Raw genomic sequence first — 25,944 nt, forward strand, 5'->3', positions numbered from 1 at the left:
GCGCAGATTGTCAAGGCACAGGATCCACTGGGGGCGGTCGGCCCTGGTCCCGGTCGCGGTGTCCTTGTAGATTCTCAGGCAGCCTTCGGCGTTCAGTGCGTCGAGCTGTAACTGCGGATCCTGGTCGGCGGTGCTTACCCGGACGTACCCGATTTTGTGTCCCATGCAGCGCAGTCTAACAAAACCCATAGCGGGCGAGATGTTTCGTTGGCTTGATTTCGGGGTGGCTTTTGTGATGGAAGGTGGCGGGTCTGGCAGTCACGCAGGGAGACGGCGCCGGCTCTACCCCAGACGACCGTTTGCGGTAGACCAGCGCAAGCAGCCATGGCTTGATCCATCAAGGGAGTAGTGGTGTTTGTCGCGTGTGCGGTTCTTTTGCCGTCCTCGCGTGTTCCGTTGATGTCGGTCACTGGTTGGCGTCAGTGCCTTTGTGTTTGCCGTTTACGGCTTGGAATCGGTCGGCCTGGCGGGGTTGGCCCATGGGTTTGCTCCGTGGCGCAGCCATTGGATGGTACCGGGCCAGAAGGTGTGGCGGAAGCTGCTGTGGAAAAGGGCGAAGTGTCCGATTTCTGTTCGGTCGAAGTCTTGGGGTTTCAGCTGCACCGTGAGGGCGGGGCTGTTGGGATAATAGGCCAGGGTGCGGGCGACGGCGGCCTCTGTGGCGAAAGGATCATCCGTGGCCGCCACTGCAAGGGTGCGAGCAGTCAGTGAGGCCTGATGTGCCCGCAGCTCCTGCCGGATCCGGCCGGTCCGCCCGGTGGTGAAGTCTTTGGGACCCCGTGCCCAGTCCATGGCCACGCCTTTGGGTAGATCCTCGAGCCAGCCCAGTTTCCTGCCGGGGAAGTAGCCGTTCCACCAGGTCAGAACCGGCATCAGGGTGTGCCAGCGCCAGCAGAGCCGGAGGCGGTGTCCCCGCCGGTAGTCCCGCCAGTAGGCGTGCTGGGCGCCCACCGTCAGCAGCCGGTTAATCCATCGTGCGTTGCTCGCCAGTCCGACACCAAAACCTCCGAAGCTGTGGCCCACGACGTTCAGCTCCATTCCGGTGCAGTTGCGCAGAGCCCATCCGAGGACCGCATCCAGGTCTTTCAGTGCCCAGTCATACCAGCTGGCCTGCAGGTTCTTTAGGGTGGAATCCCTGGACTGGCCGATACCGCGGTAGTCAAAGGTGATTACGGTGAAACCGTTCTCTGCCAGAAAGGCGGCGTAGCGGTGATAGTAGGTGGCTTTGACCCCGGTGGCACCGGCGATGAGAACAACCGCACCTGCTCTCTCCTGTTCCGGGGGCTCCCAGAGGTGCCCCCGCAGGACATAGCCGTCATCACAATCAATCGTCAGAGCGATGCCCGCCATCCCAAAACGTCCCTCTCGTTTCCCCGCTACCCGAACTTTCTTTGCGGCACTGGCCACACCGTTTACCGGGAGGGCCGCTGCCCGCTACCGTGTCAGGTTTCAGCGGGATCTCGGCCGCTTCAGGAAATCTATCGAAGAAAGCCCGGGCTGATCCCGGGTTTGGCACGGAGACACCGGTTCATCCCGGCAGCAACCACCTGACTCATGCCCCACTTGTCCTTTGGCGGCCTGCCACCGCTCAGGACGACCGAATACGTGCCACACCAGCGGCTACGCCACCGCAACGCCCGGCGGCCGTCCCCGGAAAATTAGTTCCCGTCTGTCCGGCGGCGCTCACCGTGACTGGCCCGCCGGGGATATGCGTGGGGGTACGGGTCAGCGCGGGTTGATGGGCAGGACGGTGCGTTGGTGGGTGGAGTTGGTTACGACGGCGAAGGACGCGTACCAGGCCAGGAGGGCTGTCAGGAGTCCCAGCCAGCCGCCTATTCTGGTGATGGTGACGGCGCCGGTGTAGGCGCCGATGGCGAGGGCGAAGAACGTGGGAGTCAGGGCGATGAAGACCAGGAAGACGGCCCGGTTTGTCCGGCGTGCGGCGACAGTCATGTAGAGGGTGAAGATCCCCCAGGCCAGGAGGAACACGCCGACTCCTTTGCCGGCGTCCTTTCCTGCAGCGGAGAGGTCGGTGAAGCGGACGAGAAACCAGAACGCCATCCAGAACGCGCCGTAGGAGCAGAAGGCCGTCGCGCCGAAGGTGTTGCCTTTGGCGAATTCCCAGATGCCCGCACTGAATTGGGCGATGCCGCCGTAAAACAGGGCCAGGCCGAGAACGACGGGCTCCACCGTGGCCGGCAACAGACCGGCATTGATCGTGCTGAGGACAAAAGTTGTCAGCGCGAATGCGCCCAGGCCCAGGGCGGCCGGGTCAGCGAAGACCGCGGCCCCGGTAGCGGCCGGTACCGGGTGTGCGGTGGGGTCTGCGGGGGCCAAAGTCCGGTGGGCTGCGGGGCCGGGTTCTGCGGTTGCTGTGTTGTTCATCGTTGAACTCCTTTTTTGAGTGACTCGGTGATGGTCCCCATGATGCCGGCGTCGGCCAGCGTGGATGAGTCGCCGGCTTCGCGGCCTTCGGCAAGGTCCTGCAGTAAGCGGCGCATGATCTTTCCCGAGCGGGTCTTGGGGAGCTCGGGCACCACCAGGATGGTTTTGGGTTTGGCGATGGGGCCGATTTCTTTGCCGACATGCTCGCGCAGGGTCCGCACGATATCGTGATCCTCCGCGGCGGCGCCGCGGAGGATCACGAAAGCGACTATGGACTGTCCGGTGGTTTCGTCCGCGGCGCCGACCACGGCGGCTTCGGCTACGGACGGGTGGGACACCAGGGCTGACTCGATCTCGGTGGTGGAGAGCCGGTGTCCGGAAACGTTCATGACGTCATCGACCCGGCCGAGGAGCCAGATGTCCCCGTCCTCATCTTTTTTGGCCCCGTCGCCGGCGAAATACATGTCCTTAAACCGGGACCAGTAGGTGTCTTTATACCGGTCCGGATCGCCCCAGATACCGCGCAGCATCGAGGGCCACGGTTCGCGGATGACCAGGTAGCCGCCGTGGCCGTTGGGCACGGATTCCCCCGCTTCATCGACCACGTCCGCGACGATGCCCGGCAGCGGGGTCTGCGCGGAACCGGGTTTGGTGGCGGTGACCCCGGGGAGCGGGGCGATCATGATGGCCCCGGTCTCGGTCTGCCACCAGGTATCGACGATGGGTGCCGGGTGCGTCTTTTTGCCGCCGTTGCCGCCGGTGACCTCCCGGTACCACATCCAGGCTTCGGGGTTGATCGGTTCGCCCACCGAGCCCAGGACCCGCAGCGAGGAAAGGTCATACCTGGCCGGGATGTCCCGGCCCCATTTCATGAAGGTCCGGATCGCCGTCGGTGCGGTGTACAGGATGGAGACCTTGTATTTTTCCACCAGTTCCCACCAGCGGCCCTGGTGCGGGCTGTCCGGCGTTCCTTCATACATGAGCATGCTCGCGCCGTTGACCAGCGGGCCGTAGGTGACGTAGCTGTGCCCGGTCACCCAGCCGATGTCCGCGGTACACCAGTAGACGTCTGTCTCCGGTTTCAGGTCGAACACGGTCCGGTGTGTGTACGCACACTGGGTCAGGTATCCGCCGGTGGTGTGCAGGATGCCCTTGGGCTTGCCCGTGGTCCCGGAGGTATACAGGATGAACAGCGGGTGCTCGGAATCATGGCCGACGGGGGCGTGCTCCGGTGACGCCGTACCGACGGTGTCCTCCCACCAGAGGTCCCGGCCCTCCGTCCAGGCCACCGGTTCCCCGTTGCGCCGGACGACGATGACGTGACCGACCGTGTGCCCTTCGGTCCTCAGTGCCTCATCGACGGCCGGCTTCAGGGCGCTGGGCTTGCCGCGGCGATAGGTGCCGTCAGAGGTGACAACCAGCTTGGCTTGCGCGTCGTCAACCCGGTTGCGCAGGGCATCGGCGGAAAACCCGCCGAATACCACGGAGTGGACCGCCCCGATACGGGCGCAGGCCAGCATCGTGATGACCGCCTCGGGAATCATGGGCAGGTAGACGGCCACCCGGTCGCCCTTGGTCACCCCGAGCGTTTCGAAGGCGTTGGCGGCCTTCTTGACCTCCTCCGTCAGCCGGGCATACGTGTAGGTGCGGGTATCGCCGGGTTCGCCCTCAAAGTAGATGGCCACCCGGTCCCCGAGACCGTTTTTGACGTGCCGGTCCAGTGCGTTGTAGGCGGCGTTGATCTCCCCGCCCACAAACCACTGGGCAAACGGCGGGTTGGTCCAGTCCAGGGTCTGTGTGAAGTCCCGGTCCCAGCTCAGCAGGTCCCGGGCCTGGCGGGCCCAGAAACCGAGCCGGTCCTTCTCCGCTTCCCCATAGAGGCCGGCCCCGGCGACGGCGCCGGAGACGAACTCCTCACTGGGGACGAACCGGCGGTTTTCGTGCAGCAAGTTCTCCAACGCGTCCCCGCGCCCGGATGAATCCGCAAGGACTGCTGGGCCTTCGCCATGGTTATCGGACATGTGTAAACCCCTTCGTTTACGTTCAAGAATTTATGTGCATCCCTGGCACCGGGCCAGGCTTCACGTGCCCTGTCACAGTGATCGGACAACAACGATACGGCAACCACATCCCGGATCTGCGCTGTCGATTCTTCTCAGGCCTCCGGAGAAGACGGGTATGGTCCTGGCCCGCTCCCGGCAGGGGAACGTGCGCCAGTGGGTCTCGTGTGCGGCTAACGCCGCCCGCTGGTGACAGTGATGGCACGCATTACCCGGTCGGTCACCACACCCAGAGCACCGAAGCCGTCAACGCTGACCAGGAGGCCGCGTTCGGCGTAGCGGGCCAGAACGGCCTCGGTCTGCCCGTGATAGAGCGCCAGCCGGTGGCGGATGACTTTTTCGGTGTCATCGCTGCGTCCGGCTTCTTTTGCCCGGCCCAGCAGGCGGCCCACGAGCTCCTCGTCCCCGGCGCTGAGTTGGAGAACCAGGTCCAGTTCCTGCCCTTGGCCGGCAAGAATGTCATCCAGTTCTTCAACCTGGGCGCCGGTACGGGGGTAGCCGTCCAACAGGAAGCCCTCCCGTGCATCTTCTTGCCCCAGACGCGCGCGCACCATGGCGTTGGTGATCTCATCAGGGACAAAATCACCGTTATCCAGATAGGCGGCCGCGTCGATACCCAGCGGCGTCCGGTCCCGGACGTTGGCACGAAAAATATCCCCGGTGGAAATCGGTACCACCCCCAGGCGCGCGGAAATTTTCTCCGCCTGGGTTCCCTTGCCGGAGCCTGGAGGGCCGATAATCAGCATTCTCTTCATTCGTGGAGCCTTTCCTGGTGGAGGGTTCAGGCCGTGTTAATCCTGTGGCTGGTGGTTGTGGCGCCCGGTCCCGTCCGGGGCCGGATGGCGCCCTCTCCGGGACGATCGGCCCGGCGGCCGGCGGCTTGGTCGGCGCCTTGGCCTGCGATGCTGTCCGGCGTGCAGCAGGGTGTCCCGGGCGACCCCGGGACACCCTGCCGGTACCACGTGCGGTCAGGTTCCCCCGCGCCCGGCGGTCGGGCTTCCTGTTGCGGCGGAATGCGGGAGTTCTGACCGCATCGCTGTCCGAGGCCGTCAGCCGGCCACGGGTTCGGTGACGCCCGGGTCGATGGCCTCGTGCAGGAACCGGTCGTAGGCAGGGAGGGTCAGGAAGTCCGGGAACTCCCGGCTCATTGTGACTTCTTCGAAGATGTCGCGGGAGTCGGCGAAGCGGTCCCCGTCGAAGCGTTCCAGTTTCGCGAACTCCTCGTCGAGCATGTCCTCCACCCACTCGCGGGTGACGACGTCACCCTGGTCCGTGATGGCGTGGGAGAAGATCCACTGCCACAGTTGCGAGCGGGAGATCTCCGCGGTGGCGGCGTCCTCCATCAGGTTGTGGATGGCCACGGCGCCGTTCCCGCGCAGCCAGGACTCGATGTAGCGGATGCCCACTTCGATGTTGTTCCGGATGCCCTGTTCGGTGATGGTTCCGGTGGTGGGAGCGATGTCGAGCAAGGCGCGGTCGTCCGGGGTCACATCCTCGCGGAGCCGGTCCAGCTGGTTCGGGCGGCCGCCGAGGACGGAATCGAACACCTCGCGGCATACCGGAACCAGGTCCGGGTGGGCCACCCAGGAGCCGTCAAAACCGTCGCCGGCTTCGCGGGTCTTATCCGCCCGGACCTTTTCAATGGCGATCGCGTTGGCTTCGGCGTCCTTGCGGTTGGGGACGGCGGCGGCCATGCCGCCGATGGCCATCGCGCCGCGTTTGTGGCAGGCGCGGACCAGCTGTTCGGTGTAGGCGCGCATGAAGGGTTGGGTCATGGTCACCTGGGCACGGTCCGGCAGGACGAACCGGGGGCCGCGGGTACGGAAGTTCTTGATCAGGGAGAAGATGTAGTCCCAGCGGCCGGCGTTCAGGCCCGCGGCGTGGTCGCGCAGTTCGTAGAGGATTTCCTCCATTTCGAACGCCGCGGTGATGGTCTCGATCAAGACGGTGGCGCGGATGGTGCCCTGCGGGATGCCCAGCAGGTCCTGGGCGAGCACGAAGATGTCGTTCCAGAGGCGTGCCTCGAGGTGGTTCTCGATCTTGGGCAGGTAGAAGTACGGGCCCTTGCCCTGGGCGATCAGGCGGCGGGCGTTGTGGAAGAAGAACAGGCCGAAGTCCACGATCCCGCCGGCGATCGGCGTGCCGTCAATCAGCATGTGCTTCTCGGGCAGGTGCCAGCCTCGGGGGCGCACCACGATGGTGGGCAGCTCGCCGGCGGCGCGGAGCTTGTACTCCTTGCCCTCCGGGGAGGTGAAATCGATCCGGCGTTCCAGCGCGTCGGTCAGGTTCAGCTGGCCCTTGATGACGTTCCGCCACGACGGCGTGGAGGAGTCCTCCATGTCAGCAAGCCAGACCTTCGCACCGGAGTTCAGCGCGTTGATGGTCATCTTCTTGTCCACCGGTCCGGTGATCTCCACCCGGCGGTCCTCCAGACCCGGGGCCGGCGGAGCGACGCGCCACGACGGGTCGTTGCGGATGTCCTCGGTCTCCGGCAGGAACCGGGGATCCTGGCCGCCGGCGATCTCAGCCCGCCGGGCCCTGCGGGCCTGCAGCAGTTCCTGCCGACGCTCAGCAGTTGCCCGGTGCAGCTTGGCGACAAACTCCAGCGCGTCCGGAGTAAGAACCTCGTCCTGCCGGTGCACCGGCCGGGCCGTCAGCATGACCCCGTTGATCGTGAAGTTGTCAGTGAAGCTGTTCATGGGAGCTGTTCCTTGAAAAAAGTTGGGTATGCCCTCCGGCCAGAGGCCTCGTTCGGGAGGTTACCTTGGCTGGCGGCACAGAGCGGAGGCAGTGGTGCCTTGCGCGGCGATAAAGTTGGCACCGGCATCCTGCCCGTACGGGCTTAGTGGAACTGGCCTTCTTCGGTGGATCCCACCAGTGCCAGGGTTGATGCGTTCGGGTTGAGCGCGGTTGCAATGTCGTCGAAGTAGCCGGTGCCGACTTCGCGCTGGTGCTTGGTCGCGGTGTAGCCGCGGGACTCGGAGGCGAATTCCTTCTCCTGCAGCTCGACGTAGGCGCTCATGCCTTCACGGGCGTAACCGTGGGCGAGATCGAACATCGAGTAGTTCAGGGCGTGGAAGCCGGCCAGGGTGATGAACTGGAACGTGAAGCCCATGGCGCCGAGTTCACGCTGGAACTTCGCGATGGTGGCGTCGTCCAGGTGCTTGCGCCAGTTGAACGACGGCGAGCAGTTGTAGGAGAGCATCTGGTCCGGGAAGTCAGCCTTGACGGCCTCGGCGAACTTGCGTGCCAGCTCCAGGTCCGGGGTGCCCGTCTCCATCCAGATGAGGTCAGAGTACGGGGCGTAGGCCTTGGCGCGGGCGATGCAGGGTTCGATGCCGTTGCGGACCTTGTAGAAGCCTTCCGGGGTGCGCTCGCCTGTGACGAATTCCTGGTCGCGGGGATCGACGTCGGAGGTGATCAGGGTGGCTGCCTCGGCGTCGGTGCGTGCGATGACCACCGACGGGGTACCGGCGACGTCGGCCGCCAGGCGTGCGGCGTTCAAGGTGCGGACGTGTTGCTGGGTGGGGATAAGCACCTTGCCGCCGAGGTGGCCGCACTTCTTTTCGGAGGCGAGCTGGTCTTCCCAGTGCACACCTGACGCGCCGGCCTGGATCATGGATTTCATGAGCTCGTAGGCGTTCAGCGGGCCGCCGAAGCCGGCCTCGGCGTCGGCAATGATCGGCACCATCCAGTCCTCAACCGTCTGGACGCCCTCGGAGAATTCGATCTGGTCGGCGCGGAGGAGTGCGTTGTTGATGCGGCGCACCACGGTGGGGACCGAGTTGGCCGGGTACAGCGACTGGTCCGGGTAGGTGTGGCCGGAGTTGTTGGCGTCGGCGGCAACCTGCCAGCCGGAGAGGTAGATGGCGCGCAGGCCGGCCTTGACCTGCTGCACGGCCTGGTTGCCGGTCAGGGCACCCAGGGCGTTGGTGTACCCGCCGGTCTTGTGCTCTTCGGTGAGCTGCTTCCAGAGCTTCTCGGAACCGCGGCGGGCCAGCGTGTGCTCTTCGGAGACGCGGCCGCGGAGCTTGACCACGTCCGAGGCCTTGTAGTCACGGGTCACACCTTCCCAGCGCGGGCTGGAAGCCCACTCGAGCTCCAGGGCGGCGGCCTGCTCTTCGGGCGTCTGCCCGGTGGGCTCAAATGCTGCAGTCATCGTTGTCTCCTTGTTTGCGCTCCGTGTTGTCCTGGCCGGCCGTTCCCTGCGCCTTTGCAGGAAGCGACCGGCTGGACCGGTGCGGTGTAACTTTTCCGTAAGAACAACTCTTCTTCAGATTCAGGCGGCTTTCTAGAGGTAAACCGAGGAAAGAAATGCACTTCTTCACATATTGATAAGAAACGTGTTTGGGCGCTGACGCCTGCCGAACACCATCAGCCGGACGAACCTAAGTCACCCTGCCCAAAGCGGCAGGGTTAACGTCCGGTGGTTTGGGCGCCGTCGTAGGGACGTCCCCGGCCGGGCCGGTAGCACGTCATCGAAATCGGCAAAATCCCAGCCCACAATGCTCCAGCAACTTGCCGCAGCACTGACCGGCAGTATTGATGGCCGCCGGCCGCGGGCCCCCGCCGGGGATAGTGCACCGCTGACCGTGCACCGAAGGCCTTGCCCCCGGCCTTGGTCCGTCACAGTCCCGCCAAGGACGTAAAGTTGACGCGGAAGTTTCCAACGAAGGAGCCTTATGCAGGAACGTATCCGTCACGCCGACATGCACGACCGCAACGATCGTTCGTAAGGCACCGTTTGAAGTCCCCGCCGACCCACGGAATACAAGGGACCGGTGTGAACGGTTGCCGTGTAGGAAACCACTGAACCCGCGGTGCCCCTCAAACCGCCCTTTCGGCTTTGTGCAGGCCCTGCAAAGCACGTTCAGAGCTGAGCGCTACGGAGAGCTGGCCCGTCGTGGCTCCGACGCGTAGGAGCCAAGGTCAAGGCTGGTGTTCATGTCGAGTTTGAAGGTTCCGTAGGGGTTGATGTGGGTCCAGAAGAGTGGGGTGAGGCCGCGGCGGTCTTCGGGTCCAAGCAGCTCGCTGAATTCCTTCTCTTCCAGGATGGTTTGCAACAGCAGGGTGTTGACCAACACCAGAGATGATTGCAGCAGGTGCAGCGCAAGCATGGAGACTTCGGTGGTTTCCCGGTCGGCGCCGGTCAGATCACGGTTCTTGCCGTAGAACACGACGTCATTGCCGCTGTTCCAGTTCTCCACAACCTGCAGGCCCGAGTTGATTTCCCGGCGCAGACTCTCGCTGACAAGGTAATCGGCGGCAAAGATGGTCCGGACAGCGCGGCCGAGTTCCTCGAGGGCCTGGTAGGTGGGGTGCTTTGGCCCGCCGCGGGTAAAGCGGCGCAGGATTGTCTCTGATTCGGCAGTGCCCAGGCGCAATGCCGTGGCGTACTTGACCATCTGGTCGTACTGCTGGGCAATGATGTCCCAGTTGATGGCCCGGCTCAGGACCGGGGTAATCTCCGAATAGATGCTCTCGCTCTCTGCCCGGTAGAGACGGATGGAGCCGATGTTCTTCAACCGGGGCAAGAGCTTGAACCCCAGGAGCTCGGTGAACGCGAATCCCACGATCGAAGCGCCATGGGTATCGACGTAGTTCGCCTCGATCTCGGCCTCGGTATCGTGGCGAAGGACGCCTTCGATCATGGCAGCGACTTCAGAGGAGGAACAGTTCTTCAGCTGCGAGTAGATACACGTCGATTTCTTCTCCACGTGCCAGTAGATCATCACACCGGGCCCGCCGTAGCGGTTATGCCATTCAGTCATGAGATTAGATTCCCAGGAGCCGAACTTCTTCGAGTCCGAGGCGCAGGCGTTTCCCTCGCCCCACCACTGAGGATTTCTGGCCTCAAAGGTCGCGTTGACGACATTCACGATGGCCTGGCGCAGGTTGTCCTTCGTGATGTAGGTTCTGCGCACGTGCCGCAATTCGCGCTCGGTCTCGGAGTGACCACCGGCATCAGCGATTGCCTTGATGCCCATGTTCGTGCCCAGCCCGAACAGGCACAGCAGCAGACAACGGCGCAGCGCGTCCTTGCCAAGGACTTCCCTGGACGCGATCGAGGTGAACCCCGGCGTGAAACCGGCCAGGAAGTCAGCTTCCTTGAGCACTTCGAGAAGGTCCAGGGTTCCCCACCGGGCCAGTACCTCGTCTTTGAGCCGGCCCAGGTTGGCGGGCTCAACGAGTTTTTCCAGCTTGGGTACCTTTATCCAGGCAGCACCCTTTCGCTGGGTAATGCTGACCCCTCCGGCGGCATCCGTCAGGAGAGCACGGTCCAGGGTTTGCAACGACTGGGCCATTCTGGTTTGCAGGTCTGCGATGAAGTGGCCCGGGTCCAAAGGCTTGCGCAGGGATTCATAGTGGAGCTCACGGGAAGCATCGAAGTCCGGGGGCAGATCGTCCTCAGGGTCCCGCCATTTACCGGCACCATCGACGAATACCTCACGCCGGCGCAGCGCGTCCCGTAGAGCAACGAGTACGCACAGCTCGTACGGAATCCGTTCCACCCTGCCCTTCTCGTCCTGGACTGCCGTGACCCAGTTCCTCGGAACTACCCCAGCAATGGGAACACCGTCCTCCGGGCTGAAGTACTGTGCCTTGCTTCCTGCGATCGCGTACTTATTCAAGAGATCGATCGCGTCCATCACCGGCCTAAACGCCGTGTTGTTGCACCGGAACCGCAGTACCGACAGCAACCCCGGCAGCATCCGTCGGTAGTAGTTTGAATACGAACCTCGCAGGACCACCCGGACCTTGCCTTGGAATGCCGTTTCGTTCGCTTTGGCTTCTCTCACAAGCTGCTGGAGTGTCTTCTCGCTCACCACCGGGAAAACCGCGTTCCTGACCGTTTCATCCGGATTCCCCACAGCAGTCTCGGCCAGACGGAAGAGCAGCGCCGTCTTACCGCGGACCATCTGCAAGTCCGCAGTGAGTTCCTTTTCAACCTTCCTCACGGCGCTGGTGTTGATCTTCAGCACCAAGACGAGCAACAGATCAACCAGGCTGTCAGCGATCTCCGCTGTGCGCTGATGACACAACGCAGCCAACAACGTCAGACGCACCGGTCGCGGCGCTTCCCATAAATCTGATGGATACATCCGGGAAGCCCGTGCCCTCCACGCGCTCACGACCTTCTCCGAGATACCGTCAAACAGCGCATCTGGCAGGTCCAAAGCCTGGGTTGCAGCAAGTTTCTCCACTTCAGAAAGGAGCGACTCAAGCCCGGCCGGCCCCGGATCGGACTTCAACGCACCCAGCAGCGAGCCCGGCGAAGCATCGGAAATGAGGGCTTCTAGCCGGGCCGCCCCGCCCGGCCCCAACACTTCAACCACCGTGGAACATAGACGCTGCTCAAACAGTGCCCGAGCAGCGCCAACAATTCGGCCCGTACGACCAGGAGGTTCGATCTTCTCTTGACGGCACCTCGCCAGTAGCGCCTCGGCAATGGCCGGATCCCGTACTTCAGATGGGCACACTCGAAGGGCGAGCCACTGAGAAAAAACAGGCTCATCCGCCCGAGTAAACTCACGGAATCCAAAAAGCGACCGGATCTCGGCGCGGTGATACTTTACCGAGCGGCCGCCCCAGTACGAGGCAAGATCATCAACCGGCACCGAAACCTGCAAGGCAACATAGTCCAAAGCACCTGCAGGAAGCTCAGACGGCCCGGATGGAAACCTCGCATGCTGCTGGAAAAACTTCAGGAGTACAGCGAACCCGGCTCGGGTCACCCCAGACTTTCTCGAGAAAAGGAATGCATCTTCTTCAACCAGCGTCCACGCATCAAGGAGCTCGCTGCTCAGCTCGAAACCCATAAGCCAAACTCAATCACACCTAGATTGCCCCTGGGGACACGCTCAGGAGTACTGGGCCCTAGTCGGGTCCGCAGCGAGTATCTGTTCCCAAATTCCGCGCTCGGCGTCGCCGTTCGTCTTCTGCCAGCCAACGAGAGGTTCGTGGAACTACGTGTTGTATACATAGAGTATGCGATGACTCATTCCACGTAGAGTGTAAAGATGACCATCCCAGCGGAAATCGACACACCCGAGATCATCATCGACCGGCACGTGCTCCAGCGAAATATCGACCGCATGGCAACGGCCGTCCGGGCCAAGGGCCTGCACCTCCGGCCACACGTCAAGACGCACAAAGTGCCCGAAATCGCTGAAATGCAGCTGGCAGCCGGAGCCGTAGGACTGACTGTGGCCACCCTCGGAGAGGCCGAAGTCTTTGCAGAGCACGGGGCCAAAGACATCTTCATCGCGTATCCGCTCTGGATAGGTCCCCGACAGGCTGAACGGCTCCAGCGCCTTGCAGCAAAAGCCAGGATCGCGGTAGGCGTGGACTCACGGGAAGCAGCCGAAACCATGGCCGCGTCGCTCGGCGATGCCGTCGGGGAGATTGAAGTGGTGCTGGAGATCGACAGCGGCCATCACCGCAGCGGGATCGCACCCGACGCCGTCGTCGGCGTCGCCCAGGCCGCAGCGCGGGGTGGGCTGCGCGTCACGGGCATTTTCACGTTCCCAGGGCACAGCTATGCCCCCGGCATGCCGCTGAAGGCTGCGGACGAGGAACGGTTGGCCCTCGGCAAAGCCGCCGATTTGCTCACCGCGGGAGGTTTCCCCATCACCCACCGCAGCGGCGGCTCCACACCCACCGCCACCCTCACCGCCGGCAACTCCGGAGCCACGGAAGTCCGGCCCGGCGTGTACGTTTTCGGGGACGCCCAACAGCTGGAACTGGAACGCTGTGCGGTCGAAGACATCGCACTGACCGTCGCGGCAACAGTCGTCAGCCGCCATGAAGGCACCGACCTCATACCGCGAAGGGTCATCCTGGACTCAGGCAGTAAAATCCTCGGCGGGGACCGGCCTGGCTGGACCACCGGCTTCGGGCGGCTCCTTGACCACCCGGAAGCCCGAATCACCGCACTGTCAGAACACCACGCCACCGTTGTATGGCCAGCGGAGGCAACGCTGCCCGCTCTCGGAGACCGGCTGCGTGTGGTCCCCAATCACGTCTGCATTGCCATGAACCTCGTCGACGACGTCACCGTGATCAGCGGCGGCGAAATCGTGGACCGCTGGCACGTGGCCGCACGCGGACGAAACAAATAAACCCCTGGAAGGCCTCACGGTGGACAGGCCTTGGGCGAGGGCGCAGCAGGGATCTGCCCAAGGATCGCTAGGGCAGGCGGCGCTGACGGGATCGGCGCAGACGGGATCGGCGCAGCCCGGATCCGGGCTGCCAGAACTTCCGCAGTGCTGATCCGGGCAGTGCGGCCACGACGATCGCGGCGAGTGTGAGCAGGGTGCCGAACACGGTTTGCGGATAGATGGCGCTGCCGGCCACTGGCAGCAGCCAGTCCATGAGCAGTGCGCCGATCAGCTGACCGGCGATCATGCTCAGCCCGGTCAGCAGCACGCCGATATGCCGGATCAGCTGGGCGCTCAGGACCAGGTTAATGCAGCCCAGCGCTCCGCCGGTGTAGAGCCAGGGCTCGGCCGGCAGCGTGGGTATCCCCTCGGTAAGGGCGAGTTTCAGCACCCAGATCAGCGCCAGCCCGAGACTGCCGACCACATAGTTAATCAGGGTCCCCGGAATCGGCGACCGAACCTGTGCGGCGATCTTGCCATTTACCGCGTGCTGGAACGTCATCAGGATCCCGGCCAGGACAACCAGTGCGAGCGGGACCAGCATTGCCGCGGGATCCGGCACGCCGGAGAGCCGGGGCGACACCGCCCAGAACACCGCGCCCACCGTGAGCAGCACACCGAGCACCCGCAGCGCCGTAATGGCCCGTTTGCCGCCGGGACCCAGCCCGATGCGGTCCACGGCCAGCCCGCTGACCGTCTGGCCGGTCACCACAGCCACCGTATAAATGGCGATCCCGACGCCTGCGACAAAGCTGGTCTGGGCAAAGATAAAGTACGCGCCGATGACGCCGGCGGCATGGAAGTACCAGGGGATGGTGCCCTCACGGGTGCCGGAGAGGAGTTTCACGAAGGCGGCGCGGCCGCTGGGGAGGACCAGTGTGGCGGCAGCCATGATCAGGGCGGCACCGCCGAAGCTGAACAACCCTGCCAGCAGCGGATCCTGCAGTCGTTGCCCCAGCTCGCCGTTGATCCGGGCCTGCAGTGGCAGGGTCAAGCCTGCGGTGACGGCCAGCGGGATGCCCGCGGCCAGTACGCGTGCTGCCGATCTGAGCTGCGGAACCGCACCGGCACTAACAGCCGAGCGCATCCTAGAAGGCTGCCGGGAAGGCGGTGGCCGGAAGTATCTCGTGTCCGACGCGGTGGCGGGTGTGCAGCATGGTGAAGGTGTTCCCCCGAAGGCAGATGTGATGGATCGTCCGCTACGTCAGGGGGACGCTGAATTTTATCACCGCGGAATCCCGCATGACCTGACTGTCCGGTGAGTCCTTAGAGGCCGAGCTCTGCCTTGAGCGCTGCGACGTGGCCCTGGGCCTTGATCTGGTACTGGGTGAGCGTGACTTTGCCTTCGGCGTCGAGCACCACGGTGGAACGGACCAGGCCGTCAACCACTTCGCCGTTCACGAGTTTTTCGCCCCAGGCGCCGTAGGCCAGCGCCACGGCGTGGTCTTCGTCGGAGAGCAGCGGGAACGTCAGGGCGAAGTCGCCGGTGAAGGCAGCCAGCTTCTCAGGCGCGTCCGGGGAGATACCCAGGACCTCGTAGCCCGAGGACTGCAAGCTGGCGAGGTTGTCGCGGAAGTCGCAGGCCTCGGTGGTGCAGCCGGGGGTGGCGGCTTCCGGGTAGAAGTACACAATGACGTTGCGTCCGCGGTAATCCGAGAGTGAGACCTTATGTCCTTCGGCGTTGAGCAGGGCGAAATCGGGGGCTTGGGTTCCGGCGAGGAGTTTCTGGGTCATGTTTCGATCCTTGACTTGTGGGGCAACCGCCGTGGCCGGCGATCAAATCTATGGGTGCAACGTACTGTCTAGATGCAGTATTCCGCGGGTCCGCGGACCGTGCTGCCCGGTCCGGGCACAAACTGGTAGCCGCCCCCGCGCACCGTGGCGATGGCGTGGCGGGCCGAGCCCAGCTTGCGCCGGACGCGTCCAACATACACGTCGATGGAGCGGAATGCCGCGCCGGGGCAGTCCAGGGATTCCAGGACGCGTTGCAGTTCTTCACGTTGAATCGTCCGCGACTGGTTTTCCACGAGGTACCTCAGGAGGCTGAATTCCATGTGGGTGAAGCTGACCGGTGCGCCGTCCAGAAGGACGGTGTCCGCGGCCAGATCAACTGCCAGGATGCTCCGCCGCCCGGCCAGGGAGACTGGCGGGTCGACGGCGGCGGGGCCGGGTCCGGCGTCGCGCGCCGTTTCTGAAACGGCGGTTCCTGAAACACCAGTGCCGCCGCCGGAAACGTCGGAAACGTCTGAAACCTCGGAAGCGTCCGAATCCTCGACGCCGGACGTTCCGGCCGCGGTCCACAGGTGGACTTCGGCCTCGGGAGCAAGCCGGCGGGCACGTGCCAGGACCGCCTTCGCCGCCTGGGCCCAGACCGCCGGGTCGATGTCCTGGCCTTCACAAGGCTGAAGCCACACCGCCAGGCCGCGCGGCTGAAGCCCTGGCTGGAGGCCCGGCCAGGCGCCGGGATGGGCGCCCGGCCGGGAGCCGGTACGCGGCCGCGGGTACGGGGCGTGGACGTTGACGGCCATCGTGCTGCGCCTCAGACGCCGCCGCGGCGGATCAGCTTGCCGCTGGGCGTGCGGCCGTCGATCTCGTTGCCGCGAAGGAACGTTTTGCGGACGACGCCGGAGAGCGCCTTGCCGTCGTAGGGCGTGATGGGGTTCTTGTGCTTGAGCTTCGTGACGTCCACAACGAACGCGTCGTCCGGCGCGAAGATGGAGAAGTCAGCGTCGTAGCCGAGGGCCAGCTGCCCCTTGTTGTGCAGGCGGGCGAGCTCGGCGGGCTTCTCAGCCATCCAGGAAACCACCTGCTCCAGGGGGATGCCGCGGTGCCGGGCCTCGGTCCAGATCAGCGACAGCCCCAGCTGCAGCGAGGAGACGCCGCCCCAGGCCACGGCGAAGTCGCCGTTCTCCAGGTCCTTCAGATCCAGGGTGGAGGGGGAGTGGTCCGAGACGATGCAGTCGATGGTGCCGTCCTGCAGGCCCTTCCAGAGCAGCTCGCGGTTGGAGGCCTCGCGAATCGGCGGGCAGCACTTGTAGGCGGTGGCGCCGTCGGGGATTTCCTCGGCCATCAGGGTGAGGTAGTGGGGGCACGTCTCCACGGTGAGGTGGACGCCGTCGCGCTTTGCACTCGCGATCATAGGCAACGCGTCCGACGACGAGAGGTGCAGGATGTGGGCGCGGGCGCCGGTCCAGCGGGCGCGCTCGATGACCTCGGCGATTGCCTTGTTCTCGGCGCCGCGCGGGCGGGAGGCCAGGAACGTTTCGTAGTGGTCGCCGCCGGGGTGCGGGGCGCGGTCGATCGCGTGGGAGTCCTCGGCGTGGACGATCATGAGGGAGTCGAAGGACTTGAGCTCGGCCATGTCCTCCTCCATCTCGTCCGCTTCGAGGTGCGGGAACTCGTCCACGCCGGAGTGCAGCAGGAAGCACTTGAATCCGAACACGCCCTCGTCATGCAGGCCGCGGAGGTCCTTCTTGTTGCCCGGTACGGCGCCGCCCCAGAATCCAACGTCCACAAACGCCTGGTCCTCGGCCACCTCGCGCTTGAGCTTGAGGCCTTCCACCGTGGTGGTGGGCGGGATGGAGTTCAGCGGCATGTCGATGATGGTGGTGACACCGCCGGCGGCGGCTGCACGAGTGGCGGAGGCGAAGCCCTCCCACTCGGTACGGCCAGGCTCGTTGACGTGGACGTGCGTGTCCACGAGGCCGGGGATGAGGGTTTCGTCGTCCGCCAGGTCAATGACCTGCGTGCCGGTGAGGCCGTTGCCGAACGGCTCGATGGCGACGATCACGCCGCCGCGGATGCCTACTTCACGGGCGGTGATGCCTGCGGTGGTGAGGATGCGCTGGCCGCGGATGACCAGGTCAAACGCGCCGGCCGCCGGGGTGGTTTCTTCAGACATGGATGTTCTCCTTGGTGTCGGTACGCGCTGCACTCTTAGGCAGGTGCACTCCGATGTGCTTACCTAATTCTTCAAGCAGGGGGCCTGCTTCGGCCATACATTTCTCTACATTGGACTCAAAATCGGTCAGGGCGTGAACCGCCGTGAACCCGGCTTCCGCAAGCTGTTCCGGGCTCAGCGTACTGCGGCCGCAGACGGCAATCACAGGGATTCCGGCACGAGCCGCGGCGCGGGCCACACCCATGGGCGTCTTGCCGAGTAGGCTCTGCTCGTCCAGGCTGCCTTCGCCGGTGATCACCAGGTCCGCGCCGGCCAGCCGCTGCTCCAGTTCAGTGAATTCGAGCACGACGTCGATGCCTGGCCTGCGTGCCGCGGCCAGCGCCGCGATGGCAATATAGCCGACGCCCCCGGCCGCGCCCGCGCCGGGTGCGACGGCGGCCCGCTCGGCTCGGATGCCGATCTCGCCGGCGAGGACCGAGACGAAGTTCGCCAAGGCGGCGTCGAGGGCGACGACGTCACTCGGGGTCGCGCCCTTCTGCGGTCCGAAGATCGCGGCGGCGCCGCTGGGCCCCAGCAGGGGATTGTCGACGTCGGATGCCAGGGTGAAGCGGGCATCCTCCAGCCGGACGTCCAGGCCGGAGAAATCGATCCGGTCCAGGCGTGCCAGGGCGGCCCCGCCGCCCGGGAGCTCGTTGCCCTCTTTGTCGAGGAAGACCGCGCCGAGGCCCTGCAGGACGCCGGCGCCGCCGTCGGTGTTGGCGCTGCCGCCAACGCCCAGGATGATCTGCCGGCAGCCCAGGTCCAGGGCGGCACGGATGAGTTCTCCGGTGCCCAGGCTGGTGGCAGTGGTGGCCGTTCCGGAGTCCGGGCCGCCGCCGTGGATGACAGAGGGCAGCAGTGCGAGACCGGAAGCCGCGGCCATTTCGATCACGGCTTCCCGGCCGCGGACTGCGAAGTCGGCCCGGACCGGCTGTCCCGTCGGGCCGATGACGGTGGCGGTCCGGCGGGTGAAGCCGGAGCCGACGGCGGCGTCGAGAGTGCCCTCGCCGCCGTCGGCCACCGGAATGAGTGTGGCCTCAAGGTCCGTCGCAGCTGACTGCAGTCCCGCGCTCAGGCGGCTGGCGACGTCGGGGGCGGACAGCGAGCCCTTGAACTTGTCCGGGGCGATGACCACGCGCATTCCGGTACCTCCTCTCAGTTCTGTTCTAGTCCAGCAGGGCGATGATCGAAGTGGGGGCGTCCGCGCCGCGGGCGGCCAGGTCCTCGAACTCGTTCACGGCGTTGATTTCCACGCCCATGGAGATGTTGGTGACCTTTTCCAGGATCACTTCAACCACCACGGGAACCTTGAATTCGCCCATCAGCGCCTTGGCCTTGTCGAACGCGGCCGGCAGATCGGACGGGTTTTCAACCCGGATGGCCTTGCAGCCCAGGCCCTCGGCCACCTTGACATGGTCCACACCGTAGCCGTTGGTCTCCGGGGAGTTGATGTTCTCGAACGCCAGGGACACGTTCTGTTCCATCTCGAAGCCGCGCTGCGACTGGCGGATCAGTCCCAGGTACGAGTTGTTCACCACCACGTGGATGTACGGCAGGTTGAACTGCGCACCTACGGCCAGCTCTTCGATCATGAACTGGAAGTCGTAGTCACCGGACAGGGCAACAACGGTCTCGTCCGGCTTGCCGCGGACTACGCCCAGGGCGGCCGGGGCGGTCCAGCCCAGGGGGCCTGCCTGGCCGGCGTTGATCCACTGGCGCGGGCCGAAAACGTGTAGCAGCTGTGCGCCGGCGATCTGCGACAGGCCGATGGTGGACACATAGGTGGTGTCCTTGCCGAAGGCTTTGTTCATTTCCTCGTACACACGCTGCGGCTTGATCGGCACGTTCTCGAAGTGCGTCTTGCGCTGCAGGGAGCCCTTGCGTGCGGTGCATTCGAACACCCAGCCGGAGTAGTCCGGCAGGGACTTCGCTGCCTGGCGCTCGCGTGCCAGCTCAATCAGCCCGTCCAGCGCCGCACCGGCGTCGGACGCTATGCCCAGGTCCGGCGAGAACACGCGGCCGATCTGGGTGGGCTCGATGTCGATGTGCACGAACTTGCGGCCGGCCGTGTAGGTGTCCAGGCCGCCGGTGTGGCGGTTGGCCCAGCGGTTGCCGATGCCGATGACGAAGTCGGAGGCCAGCATGGTCTCGTTGCCGTAGCGGTGGCTGGTCTGCAGGCCCACCATGCCGGCCATCAGCACGTGGTCGTCCGGGATGGTGCCCCAGCCCATCAGGGTGGGGATGACCGGAACATTCAGCAGTTCGGCCAGTTCCACCAGCTGCGCGGAGGCGCCGGCGTTGATGATGCCGCCACCGGCCACGATCAGCGGGCGCTCGGCTGCGGTCAGCATGTCCAGGGCCTTTTCCAGCTGGTTGCGGCTGGCCGTGGGCTTCTGGACAACGATGGGCTCGTAGGCGTCGATGTCGAATTCGATCTCGGCCATCTGCACGTCGAACGGCAGGTCCAGCAGGACCGGGCCCGGACGGCCGGAGCGCATCAGCTGGAAAGCCTTCTGGAAGGCGCCCGGAACCTGGCCGGGTTCCATCACGGTCATGGCCATCTTGGTGACGGGGGCGGCGATGGTCTGGATGTCCACGGCCTGGAAGTCTTCCTTGTGCAGCTTGGCCACGGGTGCCTGGCCGGTGATGCAGAGCATGGGGATGGAATCCGCCCAGGCCGCGTACAGGCCGGTGATCATGTCGGTGCCGGCAGGGCCCGAGGTGCCGATGCAGATGCCGATGTTGCCATCCTTGGCCCGGGAGTAGCCGTCTGCCATGTGGCTGGCGCCTTCAACGTGGCGGGCCAGCGTGTGGCGGACGCCGCCATTCTTCCGCATTGCCGAGTAGAACGGGTTGATTGCCGCTCCTGGCAGGCCGAACGCCTCGATGGCGCCTTCCTTCACCAGGATCGCGACGGCAGCGTCAACGGTGCGCATCTTAGTCATTGTGTACTCCTTGAAAAGTCTGTTTTTGGGTGTGCTGAAGGGAGGCCCGGCGAAACCATCGCGGGGCACTGTGGGCGAGCCGGCGTCGTAAATTACGACGGCGGCCGGCGTGTCCGTGTCGAAGTGCCCCGTCACCGGATCCGGTGGTTGAGCCTGTCGAAACCTACTTGCGGCCGGAAAGCTGCAGGACCTGCTTGAAGAGACCGGAGTGGTCGAGACCGCCGTCGCCCTGGTTGACGGTTGCGGCGACGAGCTGTGCGACGACGGCGCCGAGGGGGACGGCGACGTTGGCTTCGCGGGCTGCCGACGTGACGATGCCGAGGTCCTTGTGGTGGAGGGCCAGGCGGAAACCGGGGTCGAAGTTGCGGTCGAGCATCTTCTGGCCCTTCTGGTCGAGGACCTTGGAGCCGGCCAGGCCGCCGCCGAGGACCTTGAGGGCCGCGTCGGTGTCCACGCCGTAGGCCTCAAGGAAGGCAATGGCTTCGCCGAGGACCTGGATGTTGACGGCCACGATCAGCTGGTTGGCTGCCTTGACGGTCTGGCCGGAGCCGGAGGGGCCCACATGGACGATGGTCTTGCCGACGGCGGTGAGGACGGGCTGTGCTGCCTCGAAGTCGGCTGCCTCGCCGCCCACCATGATGGAGAGAACGGCGTTGATGGCGCCCTGTTCGCCGCCGGAGACCGGGGCGTCGAGGGGGCGGATGCCGGCTTCCTTTGCATCGTCAGCGAGGCGCTTGGCGACATCCGGGCGGATGCTGCTGGCGTCGATCCACAAGGTGCCCTTCTTCGCGTTGGCGAAGACGCCGTCTTTGCCGCTGACGACGCCCTCGACATCGGGGGAGTCTGGCACCATGGTGATGACGACATCGGCGTCCTTGACGGCGTCCGCGATGCTCGTGGCCCCCTGGCCGCCTTCGGAGACGAGTTTGTCGATCTTGTCCTGGCTGCGGTTGAAGCCGGTGACGGTGTGGCCGGCCTTGACGAGGTTAATGGCCATGGGGAGGCCCATGATTCCGAGTCCGATGACTGCAACGTTGCTCATTGTGGTTCCTTTACTGAAAGTCTGTTGGTGTTGCTGATTCCGGTGGTTGAGCTTGTCGAAACCTAGCGGCTGGCGCGCTGGCGGATGGCCCAGCTGAAGGCGGTTTCCGCCGGTTCCTTGTATTCGAGGCCGATGTAGCCGTCGTAGCCGAGTGCGCGGCTGCGGGCGATCCATTCGCCGAGGGGAAGCTCGCCGGTTCCGGGAGCCCCGCGGCCGGGGTTGTCGGCAATCTGGATGTGGCCGAAGTCCTTGGCATGGTTTTCGATGACGGCTGCGACGTCGTCGCCGTTGACTGCCAGGTGGTAGAAGTCCGCGAGGAGCTTGATGTTCTCTGCGCCGGATTCAGCCTTGACGCGGGAGATCACCTTGAGGGCGTCCGCTGCCGTGAGGAGCGGGTACTTGGCGGCGCCGCTGACGGGTTCGAGGAGGACGGTGCCGCCGATGCCTGCGACGCCGGCAGCTGCGGCGGCGAGGTTTTCGGCGCCGATGGCGTCCTGCTTCTCGGCCGATTCGCCGTCCACGCGGTTGCCGTAGAGGGCGTTGAAGGCCTTGCAGCCGAGGTGCTCGCCGATGCCTGCGACGACATCGATGTTGTCCAGGAATTCGGTGGAGCGGGCGGGCCAGGAAACGAGGCCGCGGTCGCCGCCGGGCATATTGCCGGCGTTGAAGTTCAGGCCCGTGAGCTGGACGCCGGCGTCCTTGATGGCGTTCTCAAACCCGGTGACCTGGGCGTCCGTAGGGACGGAGGTGTCGAAGGGCCACCAGAACTCGACGGCGTCAAAACCGGCAGCCTTCGCGGCTGCGGGACGCTCGAGCAGGGGAAGCTCCGTCAAGAGGATGGAGCAGTTCACTGTGTACGTCATCGTAGGTCCTTCCGAGGAGGGGCTTTGATCTATCTTCTCCGCTGCTTCACCCTTATCGAGTTTCCGCTTTGTGGAATTTAGATTCTGCTTTATGAAAAGTTTAGGGAAGGTGAGGGCGGGAGTCAAGGGGGCGGGTTGGGAGGGGGTTGGGACAGCAAACTCTTCCCGTCCGGGCATAAGAAACGGGCGACTCTTGGCAGAGCCGCCCGTTCGATTGATCGTACTTAGTGCCGCTTGAAGGCGTGCCTGATCTTTTCGCCCGCCTGCTTGAGGTCGGCCCGAACTGCGCGGGCCTTGCCTTCGGCCCTCATGCGGTCGTTGCCGCTGACCTCACCGGCGGCCTTCTTTCCCTTGCCGTGGAGCCTCTCCGCGGCGTTGTGGATCCTGTCACCCAAACCCATTGCGGTCCTCCTTGTGGTGCGGCCGGTTCGGCTGATTGCCGCCTATGCCGCCACTTAAATTGTAGAAAGGAATGGCCCCCACGGACCGGTGGGCAGCCTAAAAGATCTGCGGGAATGCGGGGGATCGAGGTAGTTCTGGTACCGGCCTCGCGGCTGAGTCCGGCCTTCAGCGACGCCGACGCCGGCGGGCTAATTCCCCGACGGCCGCGCCTGCCAGCCCGATGGCCAATGCCAGGAGGACGGTCGGGCCGGCCCCGCCGTCGGGTCCGAGCGTGGCCGTCAGGATCTGCCGGATCATCAGGGCCATCTCCTGCGGGTCCCGCTCCGGCAATCGTGTGCCCAGGACGTAATTGACGGAGATGAACAACGCCGGAACCACCCACAGAGCCGCCAGGTTCCCCGCCCACTCGCCGACCCACGAGCCAAAGGGCACGGCGACGAGACCAACACCCAGGGCTGTCAAAGCCCTGGACTTCGCCGCGATGAGCAGGAGCGCCACCAGGCCCGCGACGATAGCGGCTAGCACCCCTGCGAGCAGCCCGGCGAAATAGACGCCTGACATCGCTCCGTCCGCCAAGCCGGCGTCGAGCACTGAAAACGCCTGAACCGTCACCGTGGCCTGCACCGCGAGAACGCCGCCGGCTACACACCAGGCAACCAGCCGCCGTCGAGCGGGTGACCAGAGCCGCACTGCCAGGCCGGCGGCTGCCCCTCCCACGGTCATCAGCGCAACGAGCGTGGTGAGTTCGTATTGGCTCAATGGCAGGAGCGACACGGTCATCTGCTGCGGCAACACTCCCGCGCCCCAAAGGTTCTGCAGAGGAAGCTGCGCGCCGGTGACCAGCCACGGGGCCAGCCCAAGCAACCCGCCAGGAGCCCGAGCAACAGGGCGAGGGCTACGTCCTTGCCGATGGCGTGGGGTGGCATTTCGGCGCCAGAGGCAGGCCGGCACCAGGCACCGCCCGCCAAACGTCAGACGGTCCGCGGCGCCTTGGCCAGGGTCTCGCTGAGTTCAGCAGCGTTCTGCCGCACCACATTCGCCGGACGGCCCGGCTCCGCGCGCCAGCTCTCGGAGAGCGGGCCGAGGTCCACCGTGTCGAAGCCGAACTCGTCATATAGCTTCGTCACGAGCTCGCTGGCCTCGGCATTGTCGCTCGCGGTGGCCAGAGCGCGGCGGTTCGGGGTGCCGGGAGGCGTGCCGTCCGTGGTGATCTCGCTGTACCGGATGTGGTTGAAGCCCTTCGCCACCTTGGACGTGGGCAGGTGTTCCTGCACCAGCGCGGAGGACGTGGTTTCGCCGGCGTCGAGGGCCGGAACATGGCCGTCGCGCTTCCAGTAGTAGTTGCCGGTATCGATCACGATCTTCCCCGTGAGCGGCTCCACGGGGATGCTGCCGAGGCTCCTGAAAGGAATGGTCACGACGGCGCAATCGCCCGCCGCTGCTGCTTCGGCCGGCGTCGCGGCCCGGGCACGGGGTCCCAGTTCCGCCACGAGTGCGGCCAGCGTTTCGGGGCCGCGGGAATTGCTGATCACCACGTCGTAGCCGAGTTCCACCGCTTTGCGGGCAACCTGGCTGCCAATGTGTCCTGCGCCGATGATTCCGATGGTTGTCATATCCGGGGCAACACCGGCGCCCGCAGGGATATTTCGTTCGTTACGCCCTGCGACGGCATGCCAAGGCTAAGTCTCTACGGAAGGGGGAAGCAACGTTTCTCTCTGGCGGGAGAGCCGGTTCCCGGACACACCGTGATCAACGTAGAGGTTGTCGCGTCGGACGCCGGCGGCCAGAAGATCCGCCTACTGCCGGTCGGTGGACTGCTGCCGCGTCGAAACGCGTGCATAACCGATCAGTTTCGTCATGGACTGCTCCGACGTGTCTCGTAGCTAGCGGTGGATACAGCGATTCAACCAGAGGGTTGTGAGACATAGTTACGAGAATCGCTGGCCGCGGACGAACTCGTACGATTGTGTCATTTTCAGAAGTCGTCTGCACGGAATTTCTGAAGTCCCCTGCACTCGTCCCCAGTTGGGGTTCCCGTGCGCGCAATCCGGAGGCTGAGCGAGAACTTTTCCGAGTGGGGCAAATGTCGAGGATCCACGTGCGCCGCCGACAGAGGCAGTGCCCGCCCCGCGCGGCCGCAGGTTTCGCTGTCCGTTGGAAGGCCCGACCTACTGGAAGGGTGTCCAGAGGATCACGGGACCTGGGGATGCACGGTGCTGGTGGGTCGTAGTGCGATGAGTGGAACGGAAAGTTCCGAGCTGCTCTCGGTCGTCTTGAATGATTCTGTAGTAGCCGACGAGTCCTCGGCTGATTCTCAGTGAAGTCACCGTCCGTGCACTGGAAATGGGTGCCTGTTATTTACCCGCAGTATGCGCCGGTGGAGGCGCTGTGGACCAGCTTGGCGTACTTGGCGAGCACACCCTTGGTGAACTTGGCCGGCAGGGGCTCCCAGCCGATCTTGCGGGATTCGAGCTCGGCCTGGTCAACCAGCAGGTCGAAGCTGCGGGCCGCGATGTCCACGCGGATCCGGTCCCCGTCCTTGACGAAGGCGATGGGGCCGCCGTCCACAGCTTCAGGGGCCACGTGGCCTATGCAGAGGCCGGTGGTTCCGCCGGAGAAGCGGCCGTCGGTGAGGAGCAGGACGTCCTTGCCGAGGCCGGCGCCCTTGATGGCGCCCGTGATGGCGAGCATTTCCCGCATGCCGGGGCCGCCCTTGGGACCTTCGTAGCGGATGACCACAACGTCGCCGGCCTTGATCAGACCCTCATCCAGGGCGGCCAGGGCACCCTGCTCGCGCTCGAAGACGCGGGCGGTGCCCTCGAAGACGTCGGCGTCGAAGCCTGCACTCTTCACCACAGCACCCTCGGGGGCCATCGTGCCGTGCAGGATGGTGATGCCGCCGGTCTTGTGGATCGGGTTGTCCAGCGCACGGAGGATCTTGCCATCCAGGTCCGGCGGGTTGATCGCAGCGAGGTTCTCGGCCACGGTCTTGCCGGTGACGGTGAGGCAGTCACCGTGCAGCAGGCCGGCGTCGAGCAGTGCACGCATGATGACCGGCACGCCGCCGATCTTGTCGACGTCGGTCATGACGTAGCGGCCGAACGGCTTCAGGTCGCCCAGGTGCGGGATCTTGTCGCCGATGCGGT

General features: G+C 65.0%; 21 protein-coding genes and 1 pseudogene. 1 reads left to right on the plus strand and 21 read right to left on the minus strand.

The annotated features are described in order from the left end of the window. From ACX80X_RS19445 to ACX80X_RS19480, 8 genes are all read right to left on the minus strand, one after another. On the minus strand, positions 1-189 hold a 189-nt coding region (locus ACX80X_RS19445; protein WP_459313100.1), incomplete at its 3' end, for a recombinase family protein. Positions 190-441: 252 nt separating this feature from the next. Beyond that, positions 442-1,350: an alpha/beta hydrolase family protein gene (locus tag ACX80X_RS19450; protein WP_252603903.1), complete on the minus strand. Its 909-nt coding sequence runs from the start codon at positions 1,348-1,350 to the stop codon at positions 442-444. Between the two features lie 375 nt (positions 1,351-1,725). Next, entirely contained in the window at positions 1,726-2,385 is a 660-nt protein-coding gene (locus ACX80X_RS19455) for an acetate uptake transporter (protein ID WP_252603901.1), read from the minus strand. Continuing rightward, a complete protein-coding gene (gene acs, locus ACX80X_RS19460) occupies positions 2,382-4,406 on the minus strand; it encodes an acetate--CoA ligase (RefSeq protein WP_252603899.1) in 2,025 nt (674 codons plus the stop codon). Before acs ends, ACX80X_RS19455 begins: the two co-directional genes overlap by 4 nt. Before the next feature lie 212 nt (positions 4,407-4,618). Further along, positions 4,619-5,191, minus strand: a complete 573-nt coding sequence (locus ACX80X_RS19465; RefSeq protein WP_252603907.1) for an adenylate kinase — start codon at positions 5,189-5,191, stop codon at positions 4,619-4,621. Between the two features lie 303 nt (positions 5,192-5,494). After that, on the minus strand, positions 5,495-7,144 hold the full coding sequence (aceB, locus tag ACX80X_RS19470; RefSeq protein ID WP_252614960.1) for a malate synthase A: 1,650 nt from the start codon (positions 7,142-7,144) through the stop codon (positions 5,495-5,497). Positions 7,145-7,287: 143 nt separating this feature from the next. Beyond that, positions 7,288-8,604, minus strand: coding sequence for an isocitrate lyase (gene aceA / locus ACX80X_RS19475; protein WP_459313102.1), 1,317 nt, complete (start codon positions 8,602-8,604; stop codon positions 7,288-7,290). 724 nt (positions 8,605-9,328) lie between these two features. After that, positions 9,329-12,265: a Tn3 family transposase gene (locus ACX80X_RS19480; RefSeq protein ID WP_459313104.1), complete on the minus strand. Its 2,937-nt coding sequence runs from the start codon at positions 12,263-12,265 to the stop codon at positions 9,329-9,331. Between the two features lie 201 nt (positions 12,266-12,466). On the opposite strand from ACX80X_RS19480, the gene ACX80X_RS19485 reads away from it, so the two are divergent. Next, positions 12,467-13,567 (plus strand): D-TA family PLP-dependent enzyme, encoded by a 1,101-nt coding sequence (locus tag ACX80X_RS19485; RefSeq protein WP_252614957.1) that lies wholly within the window; start codon positions 12,467-12,469, stop codon positions 13,565-13,567. A gap of 67 nt (positions 13,568-13,634) precedes the next feature. On the opposite strand, the gene ACX80X_RS19490 is transcribed toward ACX80X_RS19485, so the two are convergent. The 13 genes and pseudogenes from ACX80X_RS19490 to ACX80X_RS19550 all read right to left on the minus strand — a co-directional run. After that, entirely contained in the window at positions 13,635-14,693 is a 1,059-nt protein-coding gene (locus ACX80X_RS19490) for a DMT family transporter (protein ID WP_252614956.1), read from the minus strand. 179 nt (positions 14,694-14,872) lie between these two features. After that, positions 14,873-15,340 (minus strand): thioredoxin-dependent thiol peroxidase, encoded by a 468-nt coding sequence (gene bcp / locus ACX80X_RS19495; RefSeq protein ID WP_252603553.1) that lies wholly within the window; start codon positions 15,338-15,340, stop codon positions 14,873-14,875. Between the two features lie 68 nt (positions 15,341-15,408). Next, a complete protein-coding gene (locus ACX80X_RS19500) occupies positions 15,409-16,134 on the minus strand; it encodes a winged helix-turn-helix domain-containing protein (protein ID WP_252603550.1) in 726 nt (241 codons plus the stop codon). Positions 16,135-16,145: 11 nt separating this feature from the next. Beyond that, on the minus strand, positions 16,146-17,507 hold the full coding sequence (allB, locus tag ACX80X_RS19505) for an allantoinase AllB (RefSeq protein WP_252603548.1): 1,362 nt from the start codon (positions 17,505-17,507) through the stop codon (positions 16,146-16,148). Continuing rightward, positions 17,500-18,687 carry a glycerate kinase gene (locus tag ACX80X_RS19510; RefSeq protein ID WP_252614955.1) on the minus strand — a complete coding sequence of 396 codons (1,188 nt, stop codon included), beginning with the start codon at positions 18,685-18,687 and terminating at the stop codon, positions 17,500-17,502. The genes allB and ACX80X_RS19510 overlap by 8 nt, the downstream gene beginning before the upstream one ends. A gap of 25 nt (positions 18,688-18,712) precedes the next feature. After that, entirely contained in the window at positions 18,713-20,491 is a 1,779-nt protein-coding gene (gcl, locus tag ACX80X_RS19515) for a glyoxylate carboligase (RefSeq protein ID WP_252614954.1), read from the minus strand. 163 nt (positions 20,492-20,654) lie between these two features. Then, entirely contained in the window at positions 20,655-21,707 is a 1,053-nt protein-coding gene (locus ACX80X_RS19520; RefSeq protein ID WP_256473090.1) for a 2-hydroxy-3-oxopropionate reductase, read from the minus strand. Continuing rightward, positions 21,596-22,396 (minus strand): hydroxypyruvate isomerase family protein, encoded by an 801-nt coding sequence (locus ACX80X_RS19525; protein ID WP_252614953.1) that lies wholly within the window; start codon positions 22,394-22,396, stop codon positions 21,596-21,598. Before ACX80X_RS19525 ends, ACX80X_RS19520 begins: the two co-directional genes overlap by 112 nt. A gap of 224 nt (positions 22,397-22,620) precedes the next feature. Continuing rightward, a complete protein-coding gene (locus ACX80X_RS19530) occupies positions 22,621-22,797 on the minus strand; it encodes a CsbD family protein (protein ID WP_056340807.1) in 177 nt (58 codons plus the stop codon). Between the two features lie 166 nt (positions 22,798-22,963). Beyond that, positions 22,964-23,572 (minus strand): hypothetical protein, encoded by a 609-nt coding sequence (locus ACX80X_RS19535; protein WP_459313106.1) that lies wholly within the window; start codon positions 23,570-23,572, stop codon positions 22,964-22,966. A gap of 197 nt (positions 23,573-23,769) precedes the next feature. Further along, complete coding sequence (locus ACX80X_RS19540) at positions 23,770-24,411, minus strand: NADPH-dependent F420 reductase (protein ID WP_252603538.1); 642 nt, start codon at positions 24,409-24,411, stop codon at positions 23,770-23,772. A 105-nt stretch (positions 24,412-24,516) separates the two neighbouring features. Then, positions 24,517-24,657, minus strand: a pseudogene (locus tag ACX80X_RS19545) (recombinase family protein); the annotation flags it as partial. Positions 24,658-25,156: 499 nt separating this feature from the next. Next, a partial coding sequence (locus tag ACX80X_RS19550) for a dihydroxy-acid dehydratase domain-containing protein (protein ID WP_459313108.1) occupies positions 25,157-25,944 on the minus strand: 788 nt, incomplete at its 5' end.

The organism is Pseudarthrobacter sp. MDT3-1, from assembly GCF_054510755.1.